Annotated in this window: 8 protein-coding genes; 3 read left to right on the top strand and 5 right to left on the bottom strand. The window is 71.4% G+C overall.

From position 1 onward, the window contains the following. Nucleotides 1-71 precede the first annotated feature (71 nt). The 4 genes from ACFZDJ_RS15930 to ACFZDJ_RS15915 all read right to left on the bottom strand — a co-directional run bounded on the left by ACFZDJ_RS15930 (nucleotide 72) and on the right by ACFZDJ_RS15915 (nucleotide 9,272). A complete protein-coding gene (locus tag ACFZDJ_RS15930) occupies nucleotides 72-1,484 on the bottom strand; it encodes a dipeptidase (RefSeq protein ID WP_391059541.1) in 1,413 nt (470 codons plus the stop codon). Between the two features lie 10 nt (nucleotides 1,485-1,494). Then, a complete protein-coding gene (locus tag ACFZDJ_RS15925) occupies nucleotides 1,495-5,085 on the bottom strand; it encodes a UvrD-helicase domain-containing protein (protein WP_391059538.1) in 3,591 nt (1,196 codons plus the stop codon). A gap of 123 nt (nucleotides 5,086-5,208) precedes the next feature. Then, the gene (locus ACFZDJ_RS15920; protein WP_391059535.1) at nucleotides 5,209-8,604 is read right to left on the bottom strand and encodes a UvrD-helicase domain-containing protein; all 3,396 of its coding nucleotides are present in this window, start codon (nucleotides 8,602-8,604) and stop codon (nucleotides 5,209-5,211) included. A gap of 302 nt (nucleotides 8,605-8,906) precedes the next feature. Continuing rightward, nucleotides 8,907-9,272 (bottom strand): MGMT family protein, encoded by a 366-nt coding sequence (locus ACFZDJ_RS15915; RefSeq protein ID WP_248296975.1) that lies wholly within the window; start codon nucleotides 9,270-9,272, stop codon nucleotides 8,907-8,909. 186 nt (nucleotides 9,273-9,458) lie between these two features. Between ACFZDJ_RS15915 and ACFZDJ_RS15910 the strand changes: the two genes are divergently transcribed. The 3 genes from ACFZDJ_RS15910 to ACFZDJ_RS15900 all read left to right on the top strand — a co-directional run bounded on the left by ACFZDJ_RS15910 (nucleotide 9,459) and on the right by ACFZDJ_RS15900 (nucleotide 15,586). After that, complete coding sequence (locus tag ACFZDJ_RS15910; protein ID WP_390932294.1) at nucleotides 9,459-12,257, top strand: lysylphosphatidylglycerol synthase domain-containing protein; 2,799 nt, start codon at nucleotides 9,459-9,461, stop codon at nucleotides 12,255-12,257. A gap of 98 nt (nucleotides 12,258-12,355) precedes the next feature. After that, a complete protein-coding gene (locus tag ACFZDJ_RS15905) occupies nucleotides 12,356-13,900 on the top strand; it encodes an alpha/beta fold hydrolase (RefSeq protein WP_390932296.1) in 1,545 nt (514 codons plus the stop codon). Nucleotides 13,901-14,038: 138 nt separating this feature from the next. Continuing rightward, nucleotides 14,039-15,586: an alpha/beta fold hydrolase gene (locus ACFZDJ_RS15900; RefSeq protein WP_391059533.1), complete on the top strand. Its 1,548-nt coding sequence runs from the start codon at nucleotides 14,039-14,041 to the stop codon at nucleotides 15,584-15,586. A gap of 227 nt (nucleotides 15,587-15,813) precedes the next feature. Here the strand turns inward: ACFZDJ_RS15900 and moeZ are convergent, their stop codons facing one another. Continuing rightward, complete coding sequence (gene moeZ, locus ACFZDJ_RS15895; RefSeq protein WP_168510986.1) at nucleotides 15,814-16,992, bottom strand: adenylyltransferase/sulfurtransferase MoeZ; 1,179 nt, start codon at nucleotides 16,990-16,992, stop codon at nucleotides 15,814-15,816. Between the last annotated feature and the right edge of the window lie 20 nt (nucleotides 16,993-17,012).

The raw sequence follows: 17,012 nt of genomic DNA, 5'->3' as shown, positions 1-17,012 counted from the left end.
AGCAGGTCGGGTGCGAAGGGCGCTGTTCGGGGTGGGGACGGACTTTGCAGGAAGGGTGGAGACGGGCTTTTTCAGTGTGCCTCGCGCCAGTTCTCGGCCAGGTCGCCCCACAGGTAGGCGCTGGTTTCGACGCCCTTCATGAGGAGGTCGAGTTCGACCTTCTCGTTGGGAGCGTGCCAGCCGTCGGAGGGGACGGAGATGCCCAGGAAGAGCACGGGGGCGCCGAGGACTTCCTGGAGGTCGGCCGCGGGTCCCGAGCCACCCTCGCGGGTGAAACGGATCGGCTGTTCGAAGGCGCGGCCCATGGCGCGTACGACGGACTGCAGGGCGGGGTGGTCCAGCGGTGTGAGACAGGGGCGGGTGGCGGCACCGAACGTGATCTCATGCCGGATGCCGGCGGGCAGCCGGTCGGCGGCCCAGGCGCGGACCGCCTTCTCGATGTGGTCCGGGTCCTGGCCCGCCACCAGCCGGAACGAGAGTTTCACGGTGGCCGAGGACGGGATGATCGTCTTGCTGCCGGGGCCTTGGTAGCCGCCGCCGATGCCGTTGACCTCGGCGGTGGGGCGGGCCCAGATGCGCTCCAGGGTGGTGTGTCCGGCCTCTCCGTGGATGGCCGTCGACTTGGCCGTGCTCAGCCAGCGCTCCTCGTCGAAGGGCAGTTCGGCGAAGAGCTCACGCTCGCGTTCGGTGAGTTCGGTGATGCCTTCGTAGAAGCCGGGGACGGCCACGCGCGCGTGCTCGTCGTGGAGGGCCGCGACGAGGCGGGCGGCGGCCGTGGCCGGGTTGGGCACGGCGCCGCCGAAGGAGCCGGAGTGGATGTCCTGCTGCGGCCCGTACAGCTCGATCTCGCACTCGGCGAGGCCGCGCATGCCGGTGCACACGGTGGGGGTGTCCTCGGACCACATGCCGGTGTCGGAGACGATCACCGCGTCGGCGGCGAGCCGGTCGGCGTGGCTTTCGACGAGGTCGCGGAAGTGCGGGGAGCCTGACTCCTCCTCGCCCTCGATCAGGAGCTTGAGGTTCACGGCCGGTGCGCCGCGTCCGGTGGCGGCGAGGTGGGCGCGGACGCCGAGTGTGTGGAAAAACACTTGGCCCTTGTCGTCGGCGGCACCGCGCGCGTAGAGGCGGTTACCGCGGATCACCGGTTCGAAGGGATCGGTGTCCCAGCCGTCCTCGCGGGCCGCGGGCTGCACGTCGTGGTGTCCGTAGACGAGAACCGTGGGGGCCCCGGGGTCCTCGGAGGGCCATTCGGCGAAGACGGCGGGGGCGCCCTCGGTCGCCCAGACCTCGGTGGTCGGGAAGCCGGTCTCCTGCAGCTTGGCGGCAAGCCAGTCGGCGCTGCGCGCCACGTCCGCGGCGTGGTCGGGCTGGGCCGACACCGAGGGGATGCGCAGCCACTCCGCGAGGTCGTCGAGGAAGGCCGTGCGGTGGTTCTGGATGTACGTGCGGACGGTGCTGACGGCGTTGTCAACGGGCTTGCTCATGCTCACGAGCCTATCCGCCCACGGAGGCGTGTTCGTCCGGCGGATCCCCGGCAGACGCTTCCTGTGGGTCCGCCGGGTCCTGTGTGAGCAGTCGTTCCAGTGCCGCGCGGTCCGGGAGCTCGTCCGGGTGGACCACCTCACCGCTGCGGACGTACAGGAACGCGGCCTTGACGGACTCCAGGGGCACGCCCTGCTGTTCGGCCCAGGCGAGGCGGTACAGGGCGAGCTGGAGGGGGTCGGCGGTGCCGGTGCGGCTGGTCTTCCAGTCGACGATCTCGTACGTCGTGCCGGCGCCGTCCTCCGCCCGGTAGACGGCGTCGATCCGGCCCCGTACGACGCGTCCCGCGATGGCGAGCTGGAACGGTGCCTCGACGCGGTGGGGGGTGCGGTGCGCGTAGGGAGTGCGCTCGAAGGCGTCCTTGAGCTCCTCCAGGTCGCGTTCGTCGGCGATCTCGGCGTCGCTGCCGGGCAGCTCCTCCGGTTCCAGCATCGGCAGCCGCAGCTCTTCGAAGCGGGACTCCAGCCAGGCGTGGAAGCGCGTTCCGCGGCGCGCGGCGGGCTGTGGGGGGCGTGGCATGGGGCGCGCGAGCTCCTGTGCGAAGCCGTCCGGGTCGGCGGCCAGGCGCATGAGCTGCGTCACGGTGAGCGAGGCCGGCAGGGGGACGTCGGTGACGCTCGCGCGGGCGCGCAGGAGCTCCCCGGTCAGGGCGTCGAGGTCGCGGTCCCAGGAGACGAGGGTGCGGGCCTCCTCCGGGGTGAGATGCGCGGGTTCCTCAGAGTGCGGTTCCTCAGAGTGCGGTTTCGCAGGGTGCGGTTTCGCAGGGTGCGGGCGAGCCCCCGGAGCCGATGCCTGGTGCGGGACCGTCGGGCGGTCCTGCGGGGGTCGCGTCGGCCGGTCCTCGGGGCGGTCGGTCGACCAGGAGTCCCAGTCGGAGCCGTCCCCGTCGGGGAAGTCGTCGTCCCCGTAGGCCACGTCGTCGTACGCGGGGTCGTCGTCCTCGGGCGGGGGTGGCCAGTCCGGATCGTCGTACGAGGTGGGGTCGTGGTCGGCCGCGTGCCCGGCTCCCTCCGCCCCGGGGTGGGGCTCTTCGTGGGACGCCACGCGCTCCAGGTGGGCGAGTACGGTCTCGGCGGCGGCGCGGCGGCGGGCCAGTGCCGCGTCGTCGAGCGGGAGCGGCCACGCGTGGTCGGCGGCCGCCTCGCGCAGGGCGGGGTTCTCCTCGTCCTCGGCGGGCTCCTCGGCCCAGACCTCGATCTCGCCGTGTCCGGCGGCGCAGTGTTCGTAGAGGGCGTGCAGGAAGTCCGAGGGGCCGCGCGGCTTCTTCTGGGAGGGGCCCCACCAGTGGCCGGAACCGAGCAGGAGCGAGCGGGGGCGGGTGAAGGTGACGTAGCCGAGGCGGAGCTCTTCGGTGTGCTGGTGGTCCTTCATGGCCTCGTGGAAGGCCTTGATGCCCTTGGCGTCCCAGGTAGCGATCTCGGGGAGCGTGTCGGCGTCGCCGCGCAGTTCGTGCGGCAGGACCTTGCCCTGGGCGGTCCACTTCTCGCGGCCCTGGCCGCTGGGAAAGGTGCCGGTGACGAGTCCGGGGACCGCGACGACGTCCCACTCCAGGCCCTTGGACTTGTGCGCGGTGAGCACCTTGACGGTGTTCTCGCCGCCGGGCAGGGCATTGTCGAGGCCCTTCTCGTACTGGGCGGCGGTGCGCAGGAAGCCGAGGAAGGCCAGCAGGGTGGCCTCGCCGTCGCCCGCAGCGAAGGACGCGGCGACGTCCAGAAAGTTCGACAGGGTCTCTCGGCGGCGGGCGGCCAGCGCGTGCGGGGACGCGGAGAGCTCGACCTCAAGGCCGGTGACGGCGAGCACCCGGTGCAGGACGTCCATCAGGGGGTCGGCGAGCGAGCGGCGCAGGTCGCGCAGCTCGGCGGCGAGCCGCGCGAACCGCACCCGCGCGTCCGGAGAGAAGGGCAGCCCGTCGTCGTCCCCTTCGGCCTCGATGGGCATCTCCAGGAACGTGTCGAGGGCGTCGGCGAGCGATATCACCTCGGCCGGGTCGACCCCCTCCACGGCCGCGGCGAGCCGACGGTCCATGTCCTCGTCGGCGCCCACGCGCGCGTGGGACACGAGCAGGCGGGCGCGCCTCCCCAGGAGGGCGAGGTCGCGCGGGCCGATCCGCCAGCGGGGGCCGGTGAGCAGGCGGACCAGGGAGGCGTTCGCCCCCGGATCCTGGAGGACTTCGCAGACGGCGACGAGGTCGGCGACCTCGGGCAGGTGCAGCAGCCCGGAGAGGCCCACCACCTCGACCGGGATGTCCCGGGCGACGAGCGCGCCCTGAATCTCGGCGAAGTCGCCCGCCGTACGGCACAGCACGGCGATCTCGCCGAGTGCCTTTCCGGTGCGTACGAGGTGGGCGATCGAATCGGCGAGCCAGTCGATCTCCTCGGCGTGGGTGTGCAGCAGCGCGCAGCGGACCTGGCCGTCGTGCTCGGCTCCTGGGGCCGGGCGGAGGGCCTCCACGCCCTCGTGCATGGCGCGCAGGGGCTCCGCGAGGCCGTTGGCGAGGTCGAGGAGGCGGCCGCCGCTCCGGCGGTTCTCGCTGAGCGCCTGGCGGGCTGCGGGGCGGCCGTCGGCGTGTGCGAAGTGTTCGGGGAAGTCGTCGAGGTTGGCGACGGAGGCGCCGCGCCAGCCGTAGATGGCCTGGCAGGGGTCGCCGACCGCGGTCACTGGGTGGCCGGTGCCGCGGCCGAAAAGTCCGGCGAGCAGGATGCGCTGGGCCACCGAGGTGTCCTGGTACTCGTCCAGCAGCACCACCCGGAACTCGTCGCGGAGGATTTCCCCGACCTCGGGGCGGGTGCGGGCCAGGGTGGCCGAGAGGGCGATCTGGTCGCCGAAGTCGAGGAGGTCGCGCTCGCGCTTGGCCGACCGGTAGCGGCCCACCAGCTCGGTCAGTTCACGCCGGGCCGCGGCCGCCTCGGGGACCTTCCGCAGGTCGGCGTTGGTGAGTTTGGCGCCCTCCAGGGAGCGCAGCAGCTCGGCGTCGTAGGCGCGCAGGTCCTCGGGCCGTACGAGGTGTTCGGCGAGCTCGGAGTCGAGTGTGAGGAGGTCGCCGACGAGGTCCGGGAAGGAGCGGGTCAGCGCCGGGTACGGTCCCGGGGCCTCGCGCAGTACGCGGGCGGCGAGCTGGTAGCGGGTGGCGTCGGCGAGCAGGCGGGAGGTCGGTTCGAGTCCGATGCGCAGGCCGTGGTCGGTCAGCAGGCGGCCCGCGAAGGCGTGGTAGGTGGAGATCACCGGCTCGCCCGGCGGGTTGTCGGGGTCGATCACATCCGGGTCGGTGACTCCGGCCTTGATCAGCGCCTTGCGGACGCGCTCGGCGAGTTCGCCCGCCGCCTTGTTGGTGAACGTGAGACCGAGGACCTGCTCGGGGGCGACCTGTCCGGTGCCGACGAGCCACACCACGCGTGCCGCCATCACCGTGGTCTTGCCCGATCCGGCTCCGGCCACGATCACCTGCGGGGCGGGCGGTGCGGTGATGCAGACCGTCTGCTCCGGGGTGAACGGGATGCCGAGGAGCTCCTTGAGCTGCTCGGGGTCGGTGATACGGGCGGGCATGTCGGAGAGGCTAGCGGCGCCCACTGACAGCGGAGGCCACATCGGCCGCCGGGACGGAAGAAGTGCTGGTCAACACGTGTGGTGCCGTACGTCACTCGCTGACGTGACGTCCTCTTGGGCCCCTCACTCGACCACGTGGCGTCCCTCGGGCCGAGCGCTGCACGATGCCCGGAAAGCACAGTGTGCGCAGTGTTGACCCGTGGTCGGGGAGAACCGTTCGTCGAGGACCTTCCCGGCCGCGGTGGCCAGCAGGTCGCCGACCCACTCGCCCTCCAGGGGCTCCTGGGCCTGCACCTTGGGAAGGGTCTCGCCGCCGTTCTTCTTGGCGGCACCTTGGCGCAGCTGGACGAGTTCCGCGCCGCCCGGCTCGGGGCGTACGCCGTCGAAGGTGTCGTCGACGGCCCCCTCACGGACGGCGAGCTGGTAGACGGCGAGCTGCGGGTGGTGCGCCACCTCCGCGGCGCTGGGCGCGTGTTTGCCGGTCTTGAAGTCGACCACGTAGGCGCGGCCCTCGGTGTCCGTCTCGACGCGGTCCATGGAGCCCCGGATGCGCACCTCGTAGTCGCCCGCCTCCAGGGTCACGTCGAAGTCGTGCTCACTGGCCACCGGCACACGTCCCGCACGGACGCCGTTGGAGTCGACGTGCCACTTCAGGAAGCGTTCGAGCGCCACGCGCGCGTGCTCCTTCTCCTGCGCGGACTTCCAGGGCGCGTCGAAGGCGAGCGCGTTCCACACGGAGTCCAGACGTTCCATGAGGACGGCGAGGTCGGCGGGGGTGCGTCCGGAGGCGACCTCGTCGGCGAGGACGTGCACCACGTTGCCGAAGCCCTGGGCGGCGGTCGCGGGCGCGTCGGCCTTGACCTCGCGGCCCAGGAACCACTGCAGGGCGCAGGTGTTGGCGAGCTGGTCGAGGGCGCTTCCGGAGAGCACGACGGGCTGGTCGCGGTCGCGCAGCGGCACCTTGCTCTCGGTCGGCTCGTACATGCCCCACCAGCGGTAGGGGTGCGCCGACGGCACGAGGGGGCGGCCGTCCTCGTCGCCGAGGGCGGCGAGCTTGGCCAGGCGGTGGGCCGCGGCCTGCCGGAGGGCGTCCGAGACCCGCGGGTCGACCGTGGTGGCGCGCAGTTCGGCGACCAGGGCGGCGACGGACAGCGGGCGGCGGGGGCGGCCGGTGACGTCCCTGGGTTCGACGCCGAGTTCGGTGAGGAAGCGGGAGGGCTGGTCGCCGTCGTCTGCGGGGGCCTTCACGGCGGTGACGACCAGGCGTTCACGCGCGCGTGTGGCGGCCACGTAGAACAGACGGCGCTCTTCGGAGAGGAGCGCTCCGGGGGTGAGGGGTTCGGCGAGGCCGTCGCGTCCGATGCGGTCGGCCTCCAGCAGGGAGCCGCGACGGCGCAGGTCCGGCCACAGGCCCTCCTGGACGCCCGCGACGACGACGACGCGCCACTGAAGGCCCTTGGAGCGGTGTGCGGTCATCAGGCGTACGGCAGCGGGGCGCACCGCCCTGCGGGTGAGAGTGTCGGCGGCGATGTCCTGGGCCTCGATCTCCTCCAGGAAGTTGAGGGCACCGCGCCCGCCGGTGCGTTCCTCGGCGCGGGCCGCTGTCGCGAACAGCGCGCAGACGGCGTCGAGGTCGCGGTCGGCGTTGCGTCCGGCCGCGCCACCGCGCCGGGCGGCCCGCTCCAGGCGCTGCGGCCACGGTGTTCCCTCCCAGAGGTCCCAGAGCGCCTCCTCGGCCGTCCCGCCGCCCGCCAGGCGCTCCCGCGCCTTGCGCAGCAGCGCGCCGAGGCGCTGGGCTCCCCGGGCGTACGCCGGGTCGTGCGCGACGAGCCGCTCCGGCTCGGCCAGCGCGCGGGTGAGCAGTTCGTCGGAGGGCGACGGTACGTGGTTGCCCGCAGCGCGCTCCTCCTCGCGCAGCGCGCGCCCCAGGCGGCGCAGATCGGCCACGTCTATGCTCGCGAGGGGCGAGGCGAGCAGGGTGAGCGCGGTTTCGGTGTCGAGCCAGGGCGCGGCTCGCGCGTCGGCATCCTCAGGTACGTCGGCGTCTTCAGATGTGTCGGCATCCTCAGCTACGTCGACGTCTTCGGGTACGTCGCTGTCTCCGCCTGAGGGCGCGGCCGTACCCGACTCCGCGCGTGCCACCGCTCTCAGTGCCGTCAGCAAAGGCGTCACCGCCGGTTCGTGCCGCAGCGGCAGGTCGTCGCCGTCGATGTCGAGCGGCACACCCGCTGCGGTGAGCGCCCGTCTGATCGTCGGGATCGTGCGGGAACCGGCGCGTACCAGGACGGCCATGTCGCCCCAGGGAACGCCGTCCTCCAGATGGGCGCGGCGCAGGATGTCCGCGATGTTGTCCAGCTCCGTGCCCGCTGTCGGGTACGTGTAGACCTCGACGGCGCCGCCGTCCCGTACCGGAGACAGCCCGCGGTGGGCGCGTACCTTCTCCGCCGGAAGGCGGGTCAGCGGCATGCGCTGGGTGATCAGACGGGTGGCGGTGAGCAGGGCGGCGCCGGAGCGGCGGGAGGTGCGCAGCACCTCGACCGGCGCGGGACGGCCGTCGGCGCGCGGGAAGGCGTCGGGGAAGTCCAGGATGCCGTTCACGTCCGCGCCCCGGAAGGCGTAGATCGACTGGTCGGGGTCACCGAAGGCGACCAGGTTGCGGCCGCCGCCGGCGAGGGCGCGCAGCAGCCGGACCTGCGCGGGATCGGTGTCCTGGTACTCGTCCACGTAGACGGCGTCGTACTGCCCGGCGAGACGTTCGGCGACGCCCGGACGCCCGGCGAGCAGCACCGCGCGGTGGACGAGTTCCGCGTAGTCGAGCACTCCTTGGAGGTCGAGAACGTCCAGGTACTCGGCGAGGAAGGCGGCGGCCGCTCCCCAGTCGGGGCGGCCGATGCGCCGGGCGAAGGCGGTCAGGGCGTCGGGGCTCAGGCCCAGTTCACGGCTGCGTGCCAGTACCGCGCGGACCTCGTCGGCGAAGCCGCGCGTGGTCAGGCAGGCGCGCAGCTCGTCCGGCCAGCGGACATGGGCGAGGCCGAGCCGCTCCAGGTCGGGCTGGCCCGCGAGCAGTTCGCGCACCGCCACGTCCTGTTCGGGTCCGGACAGCAGCCGCAGGGGCTCCACGAACAGGTCACTGTCCTGGTGGGCGCGGACCAGGGCGTAGCAGAACGAGTGGAAGGTGGTCGCCCGGGGGGCGCGGGCGGCCCCTATGCGCAGCGCCATGCGGTCGCGCAGCTCGACGGCCGCCTTGCGGCTGAACGTCAGCACCAGGATGCGTTCCGGGTCGCCGCCCCGCGCGATCCGGGCCGCGACGGACTCGACGAGCGTGGTCGTCTTGCCGGTGCCGGGGCCGGCCAGCACGAGCAGCGGGCCCGTGTCATGGTCAACCACCGCGCGCTGCTCTGCGTCCAGACGAGGGGGCCCCACTCGGACCGGCGCGGTACGCACCAGTCGGTACGCGCCGCGGGTCCCCTGCCGCACCTGGGGGTGCGACAGGCGCCTGGTGGAAGAAGAGGAGCTCACGTGGTTCGCCGGTCCTGGAGGTTGTGCGGGATATCACTGCCGGCGCGGAGCGCCGTCGTCGAGGGGTGGTGGTCGGGCGACGGGTGGGAGGAGCACCGCGCGTTCAGGGCGGTGGCCGCGGGGTGAGGGGGACGCGTGCCGTCGACGCTACGCCGGTGAGCACCGTGGAAGGAGGCGTTCCCCTTCTTCCCTCACACCACGTGCGTCCCCCGGCTCTCGAACGTACGGCATGTCACGGACGTGCCCCGTTTCCCCCGTACGGGCCACAGGTTCCCCATCGCCCCGTCCGATGCCGGAAGCTGTCAGGTGTGACCCTGCGCGCGTTCGCCGCCGTCCCATCGTGCCCGTCTCATGTCGATGCGCGGCAGATGCCCCTCGGAGGCCCTGCTCGCCTCCTTCAGGGGCGTGCCCTCGTCGCGGTAGTGGCCCAGCGCCTCGAGTTCGTGGCCCGGGAGCAGCGCGCCGTCCGCGCGGACGACCCGCCACCACGCGACCGCTCCTCCGTAGAGGGCCATCACCCGGCCCACCTGGCGCGGTCCGCCCTCCTCCAGCCACTCGGCGACGTCCCCGTACGTCATCACGTGCCCGGGCGGGATCGAGTCGGCGACCTCAAGGACCCGCTCCGCGTACTCCGGCAGGACATCCGTCGGAAGGCTCTCCTCGCTCATCCGCCCCATCCTGCCCCATCCCACCGACAGTGCCACGATTCGGTGACTGTGCGTATCCCTCGCCACGAAGGCGCACTTCGGGCAGACTGTGCGCCCCCGTATTTGCACCCTGATGCCCCCGTGTGTCGGTGGGGCATGCCACCATCGTGCGGGCGGTGACTGGTGATACGAGATCAAGAAGAGACGATGAGGCAGCAGGGCGTGCACCCCGAAGACGCGGAGAGCACCTCCGCGGCCTCGTCGCGTCCGGACACCGGCGACACCGACCCGAAGGACTCGGGCGAGGCGGTGGACGAGCCCACCACGACGGTGGACGAAGAACCCGTTCCTGACACCCACGGACGAGCTCAGAAGCGGCTCGATCCGAAGGACGACTGCGGCGACGAGGTCCACAACGACGAGGTCGAGGGCGACGAACCGCTGCTGCCCGCGCGCGTGCACCGTCCGTCCGATCTGATGCGGCTCATGGTCGGCGTCCTCGCCATCGCCGTGCTGCTGGCCATCGCCGCGTTCGCGCACGGCACCACCTCGGGACTCGAACAGGACATCAACAAGGGCACGGGCCAGGCACCCGATCTGCTGATCAAGATCGCGGGTCTGGCGTCGAGCATCGCGATCCTCCTGGTGCCGGTCGCCTTCGCGATCGAGCGGCTGATCAAGCGGGACGGGCTGCGCATCGCCGACGGCGTGCTGGCCGCGGTCCTCGCGCACGGAGTGACACTCGCCACGGACCTGTGGGTCGCCAAGGGCGCCCCGAGCTCCATCCAGGAGGCGCTCACCCAGCCCTCGCCGGGTGACATCCATGCCCTGACCGACCCGGTGCACGGCTATCTGGCGCCGGTCATCGCGTACATGACGGCCGTCGGGATGTCCCGCAGACCGCGCTGGCGCGCGGTGCTGTGGGTGGTGCTGCTCCTCGACGCCTTCTCCATGCTGGTCACCGGCTACACCACGCCGTTCTCGATCATCCTGACGGTGCTGATCGGCTGGAGCGTCGCGTACGGGACGCTGTACGCGGTCGGCTCGCCGAATGTGCGTCCGACCGGGCGGACCCTCATGGCGGGCCTGCGGCACGTCGGCTTCCACCCCGTCAGCGCGGCCCGCGAGGACACGCCCGACACCACGGAGAACGGCGACCGTGGTCGGCGTTACTTCGTCACCCTGGAGGACGGCCCACCGCTGGACGTCACGGTGGTCGACCGTGAGCAGCAGGCCCAGGGCTTCTTCTACCGCGTGTGGCGCAACCTGACGTTGCGCGGCCTCGCCACCCGTCGCAGTCTCCAGTCGCTGCGCCAGGCCCTGGAGCAGGAGGCGCTCCTCGCGTACGCGGCCATCGCGGCAGGGGCCAACGCCCCGAAGCTGATCGCGACCTCCGAGCTCGGTCCGGACGCCGTGATGCTCGTCTACGAGCACACCGGCGGGCGCACCCTGGACTCGCTGCCCGACGAACTCATCACCGACGATCTCCTGCGCGACACCTGGCACCAGGTGCAGGCCCTGCAGTCGCGACGCATCGCGCACCGCAGGCTCGCGGGTGACGCGATCTTGGTGGATCGTTCCGGCACGGTGATCCTCACCGATCTGCGCGGCGGTGAGATCGCGGCCGGCGATCTGCTGCTGCGCATGGACATCGCCCAGTTGCTGACCACGCTGGGGCTGCGCGTCGGCGCCGAGCGCACGGTGGCATCAGCCGTCGGTGTGCTCGGCCCGGACCCGATCGCCGACTGCCTGCCGCTGCTGCAGCCCATCGCGCTGACCCGCTCCACGCGCGGGACGCTGCGCAAGCTGGCCCGGGAGCGCGCACAGCGCGAACGCGACGCGGTCCTGGAAGCCTCCCGGCAGAACAAGCTCGCTCGCGCGGACCAGACCCAGTACGCCGAGGCCGCGGTGGAAAAGCCCGGCAAGAAGGCCGTACGCGCGGAACAGCGGGCCGAGAAGCGGGCGATCGACGAGGCACTGGACGAAGCACGTGAGGAGGATCTCCTCACCCAGATCCGCCACCAGGTGCTGCGGATCCGCCCGCAGGCGCCGGTCGAACCGGCCCGCCTGGAGCGGGTGCGGCCGCGCACGCTGATGAGTTTCATCGCCGGTGCCATCGGCGGGTACTTCCTGCTGACGCAGCTCACCCACATCGAGTTCGGGACCCTCTTCGACAACGCCCAGTGGGGCTGGGTCGCCGCGGCCGTGCTGTTCTCCGCGCTGAGCTACTTCGCGGCGGCGATGGCGCTGCTCGGCTTCGTACCGGAGCGGGTGCCGTTCATGCGGGCCGTCGCGGCGCAGGTCGCCGGCTCGTTCGTGAAGATCGTGGCGCCCGCCGCGGTCGGCGGTGTCGCCCTCAACACGCGCTTCCTGCAGCGTGCGGGGGTGCGGCCCGGGCTCGCGGTGGCGAGTGTCGGCGCGTCCCAGCTGTTCGGGCTCGGCTGCCACATCCTGATGCTGCTGTCCTTCGGCTATCTGACAGGCACCGAGAAGACGCCGTCCCTGTCGCCCTCCCGCACGGTCATCGCCGGTCTGTTGACGGTCGCCGTACTGGTGCTCGTCGTGACGTCGGTGCCGTTCCTGCGCAAATTCGTCAGCACGCGCGTGAGGTCGCTGTTCGCGGGCGTCGTACCGCGCATGCTCGACGTGCTCCAGCGGCCCCAGAAACTGATCACCGGCATCGGCGGCATGCTGCTGCTGACCGCCTGCTTCGTGATGTGCCTGGACGCGTCGATCCGCGCCTTCGGCCACCAGCAGCCCACCACGCTCAGCCTCGCCAGCGTCGCCGTCGTCTTCCTCGCCGGTAACGCGCTCGGCTCCGCGGCGCCGACCCCCGGCGGCGTCGGCGCGGTCGAGGCGACCCTCACGGTCGGTCTGATCGCCGTGGGGCTCCCCAAGGAGGTCGCCGCCCCCGCGGTGCTGCTGTACCGGCTGCTGACACTGTGGCTTCCGGTGCTTCCGGGCTGGCTGTTCTTCAACCACCTGACCCGCAAGGGCGCCCTCTAGAGCCCCGCGCCGGCCCTCCCTCACGGGCCCCCGCGCGCCCTCACCCGCACGGCCCGCGCCCCGAGCGCCCCGCCCCGCACGACCGCAGGATGGGGAGCATGCCGAACCCGTCTCCGCCGCGCGCCGCTGCGCTGGCCCTCTCCGTCGCTGTGCTGTCCGCCGTGCTGGCGGGCTGCAGCGACGACTCGAAGAGCGAGGACCTGCCGGCCCAGAAGCTGAGCTGGAAGGACTGCCCGGCCCCCGCCGAGTCCGAGGGCGGCGGCAACGCCCCCTCTCCCCTGCCGGGCGGCACACAGTGGCAGTGCGCCACCATGAAGGCACCCCTCGACTGGGCCGATCCCAAGGGCGACACCATCGGGATCGCGCTGATCCGGGCGCGGACGAGCGGCGACCAGAGCAAACGCATCGGCTCCCTCATCTTCAACTTCGGCGGCCCCGGCGGCTCCGGCGTCAGCACACTGCCCGCCTTCGGCGAGGACTACGCGAAGCTGCGCACCCGCTACGACCTGGTGAGCTTCGACCCGCGTGGGGTCGGCCGCAGCGCGGGCGTGAAGTGCGAGGACGACAGCCGGCTCGACGTGTTCTTCCAGCAGGACGCCACCCCCGACGACACCGCCGAGCAGAAGAACCTCCTCAACAACACGAAGACGTTCAACGCGGCCTGCGAGAAGAACTCCGGCCGGACCCTCCCCCATGTGCGCACCACCGACGCGGCCCGCGACATCGACCTCATGCGCCAAGTGCTCGGCGACGCCAAGCTGCACTACTTCGGCATCTCGTACGGCACCGAACTCGGCGGCGTCTACGCCCACTTGTTCCCCAAGAACGTGGGGCGCGCCGTCTTCGACGCGGTCGTCGATCCGACGCAGAACCCCGAACAGAGCGCGCTCGGGCAGGCCAGGGGCTTCCAGCTCGCGCTCGACAACTTCGCCACCGACTGCACCTCGAAGACCGAGCCCTGCCCGATCGGCGACACCCCGCAGGACGTCAAGGACCGCATCGCCAAACTCCTCAAGGACCTGGACAGCAAGCCCATCCCCGGCGTCTTCCCACGCCAGCTCACCCAGACCGAGGCCACCAACGGCATCGCGCAGGCGCTGTACTCCAAGGACTTCTGGGAGTACCTGACGGAGGGCCTGGAGCAGGCGTACAACGGTGACGGCAAGACACTGATGCTGCTGTCCGACTCGATGAACGGGCGCAACCAGAACGGCCAGTACAGCAACCTCTACGCGGCCAACGTCTCCATCAACTGCGCCGACGAAAAGCCGCGGTACACGATCTCCGACGTGCAAGCCGGGCTGCCGGCGTTCCGGGCCGCCTCACCGCTGTTCGGCGACTTTCTGGCCTGGGGCATGCTCAGCTGCACCAACTGGGCCGTCCCGGGCGCCGCCGACCACCCGGACGTCAGCGCCACCGGTGCAGCGCCGATCCTCGTGGTCGGCAACACCGGCGACCCGGCCACGCCGTACCAGGGCGCGAAGAAGATGGTGGACGCGCTCGGCAAGGGAGTCGGCGTCGAGTTGACCTACAAGGGCCAGGGGCACGGCGCGTACGACAGCGGGAACAAGTGCGTGCACAACGCGGTGAACGGCTATCTGCTGGACGGGACCGTGCCGCCCGCGGGAACCGTCTGCGCCTAGATCCAACGCCTTCCGAACCAAGAAAAGTGCAGGTCAAACGGTTATCCACAGGCCTCCGCGGCGTCGGCCGCGGGCGCCTACCATGGCCTGCATGTGATCCGCGACATCCGGCGGACCACGGGCGAGGGGGGGAAGTTCATGACGCGTTTCGCACGGTGGACGGCCGCGGCGGCCGCCGCGCTGCTGGTGGCAGGCTGCGGCAGTGGCTCGTCGGGGGACGGCAAGGACGAGGGGAAGAACAGCGGCCGGCCGTCGGCCGGGGCCCCTTCCTCCGGCACCACCTCGGGGCTGCCCGCCTCGCTCACCTCACAGAAGCTCGACTGGGGCCACTGCAAGGGCTCCTCCGCGCCGGGCAGCGGCTGGCAGTGCGCGACACTCAAGGTGCCGCTGGACTACGCGAAGCCGGACGGCGAGACGATCGGCCTGGCGCTGATCCGCTCGAAGGCGACCGGCGGCCAGAGCAAGCGCATCGGCTCACTCCTGTTCAACTTCGGCGGCCCCGGCGGCTCGGGCGTCGACACGATGCCGTCGTACGAGAGCGCCGTCGGCCCGCTCCACGAGCGCTACGACCTGGTGAGCTGGGACCCGCGCGGCGTCGCCGCCAGCGAGGGCGTGCGCTGTCGCAGCGACAAGGCGATCCAGGCAGCCGAGTCCGTGGACGCCACCCCGGACGACGCGGCCGAGGAGACCGCGTACTTCAAGGACGCCGCCGACTTCGGCAAAGGCTGCGCGAAGGCCGCCGGAAAGCTGCTGTCACACGTATCCACGACCGACACGGCCCGCGACATGGACCTGATGCGCCAGGTCCTCGGCGACGGGACGATGCACTATCTCGGCTTTTCGTACGGGACCGAACTCGGCGGCGTGTACGCCCACTTGTTCCCCAAGAACGCGGGCCGTCTGGTGCTGGACGCCGTCGTCGACCCGAGCGCCGACACGGTCGGCCACGCCAAGAACCAGACCCTGGGCTTCCAGCGCGCCCTGGACGACTACCTCAAGTCCACCGGCCAGGACCCCAAGCAGGGCTCCCAGAAGATCGTGGACCTGCTGAACCGCATCGACGCGGACCCCCTGCCGACGGCCGACGGCCGCAAGCTCACCCAGACGCTGGCGCTCACCGGCATCGTCCTGCCCCTGTACAGCAAGGAGGGCTGGCCCCGCCTGACCAATGCGCTCAAGGGCGCCGAGGGCGGTGACGGTTCGGGGCTGCTGGCCCTCGCCGACGGCTACAACGACCGTGATTCCTCGGGGCACTACGGCACGACGACCCACTCCCAACGGGTCATATCGTGCTTGGACGACAAGCAGCGGCCGACTCCCGCGGAGACGAAGAAGCTGCTGCCCGAGTTCGAGAAGATCTCACCCGTCTTCGGGGACTTCATGGGCTGGGACACCGCGGGTTGGTGCCACGACTGGCCGGTCGCCGGCCAGTACGACAACCCGGAGGTCAGCGCGCCGGGCGCCGCGCCCATCCTGATCGTCGGCAACACCGGCGACCCCGCGACTCCGTACGAGGGCGCCCGCAAAATGGCCGACGAGCTGGGCAAGGGCGTCGGAGTGGAGCTCACCTGGAAGGGCGAGGGCCATGGCGCCTACGGGAGTGGGAGCGAGTGTGTCGACTCCACGGTGAACAGCTATCTGCTGGACGGGACGGTGCCGAAGGACGGGAAGGTCTGCGCGTCGTAGTAGTGGCGGGTGCGGCGGACGGGTGCGGGCCTGCACCCGGGCCCACCCGGCCGGCGAGCACCCGGCCGACGAGCACCCGGCCGACGAGCGACCAGCCGGCGAAGACCCGACGCACGGACGCACAGCCGTCGAACCACCGGTCCGCGAGGGACCGGCCAACGGAAAGGGGCCCGGCACGCGCGGTGCCGAGCCCCTTCCGAAAAGCCGTACGCCTGGTACACCGGCGCCTAGTAGACCGGCTTCTCCGGCTCGATCTGGTTGACCCAGCCGATCACGCCGCCGCCGACGTGCACCGCGTCCGAGAAGCCCGCGGACTTCAGCACGGCGAGGACCTCCGCGCTGCGGACGCCCGTCTTGCAGTGCAGGACGATCTTCTTGTCCTGCGGAAGGGTCTCCAGGGCGGTGCCCATGAGGAACTCGTTCTTCGGGATCAGCTTGGCGCCGGGGATCGAGACGATCTCGTACTCGTTGATCTCGCGGACGTCGATGATCTCGATGTTCTCGCCGTCGTCGATCCACTCCTTGAGCTGCTTGGGAGTGATCGTCGAGCCGGCCGCCGCCGCCTGGGCCTCCTCGGACACGACACCGCAGAAGGCCTCGTAGTCGATGAGCTCGGTCACGGTGGGGTTCTCGCCGCAGACCGCGCAGTCCGGGTCCTTGCGGACCTTGACCTGGCGGTACTGCATCTCGAGGGCGTCGTAGATCATCAGGCGGCCGACGAGCGGCTCACCGATGCCCGCGAGCAACTTGATCGCCTCGTTGACCTGGATGGAGCCGATGGACGCGCACAGCACGCCCAGCACGCCGCCCTCGGCGCAGGAGGGGACCATGCCCGGCGGCGGGGGCTCCGGGTAGAGGCAGCGGTAGCAGGGACCGTGCTCGGACCAGAAGACGGAGGCCTGACCGTCGAAGCGGTAGATGGAGCCCCACACGTACGGCTTGTTGAGCAGGACGCACGCGTCGTTGACCAGGTAGCGGGTCGCGAAGTTGTCCGTGCCGTCGACGATCAGGTCGTACTGGCTGAAGATGTCCATCACGTTCTCGGCCTCGAGCCGCTCTTCGTGAAGGACCACATTCACGTACGGGTTGATGCCCAGCACGGAGTCACGGGCCGACTCGGCCTTGGAGCGGCCGATGTCCGCCTGACTGTGGATGATCTGGCGCTGCAGGTTCGACTCGTCGACCTCGTCGAACTCCACGATGCCGAGCGTGCCCACGCCTGCGGCGGCCAGGTACATCAGCGCCGGCGATCCGAGGCCGCCGGCGCCCACACACAGCACCTTGGCGTTCTTCAGCCGCTTCTGCCCGTCCATGCCCACGTCGGGGATGATCAGGTGGCGGGAGTACCTGCGGACCTCGTCTACGGTGAGCTCAGCAGCTGGCTCAACCAGGGGTGGCAGCGACACGGGGACTCCGTTGGTCGGTC

This window comes from Streptomyces sp. NPDC007896 (genome assembly GCF_042959425.1).
Lineage (GTDB): Bacteria > Actinomycetota > Actinomycetes > Streptomycetales > Streptomycetaceae > Streptomyces.
The sequence above is the reverse complement of the archived record's forward strand: the minus strand, read 5'-3'. Positions and strand labels throughout refer to the sequence as shown.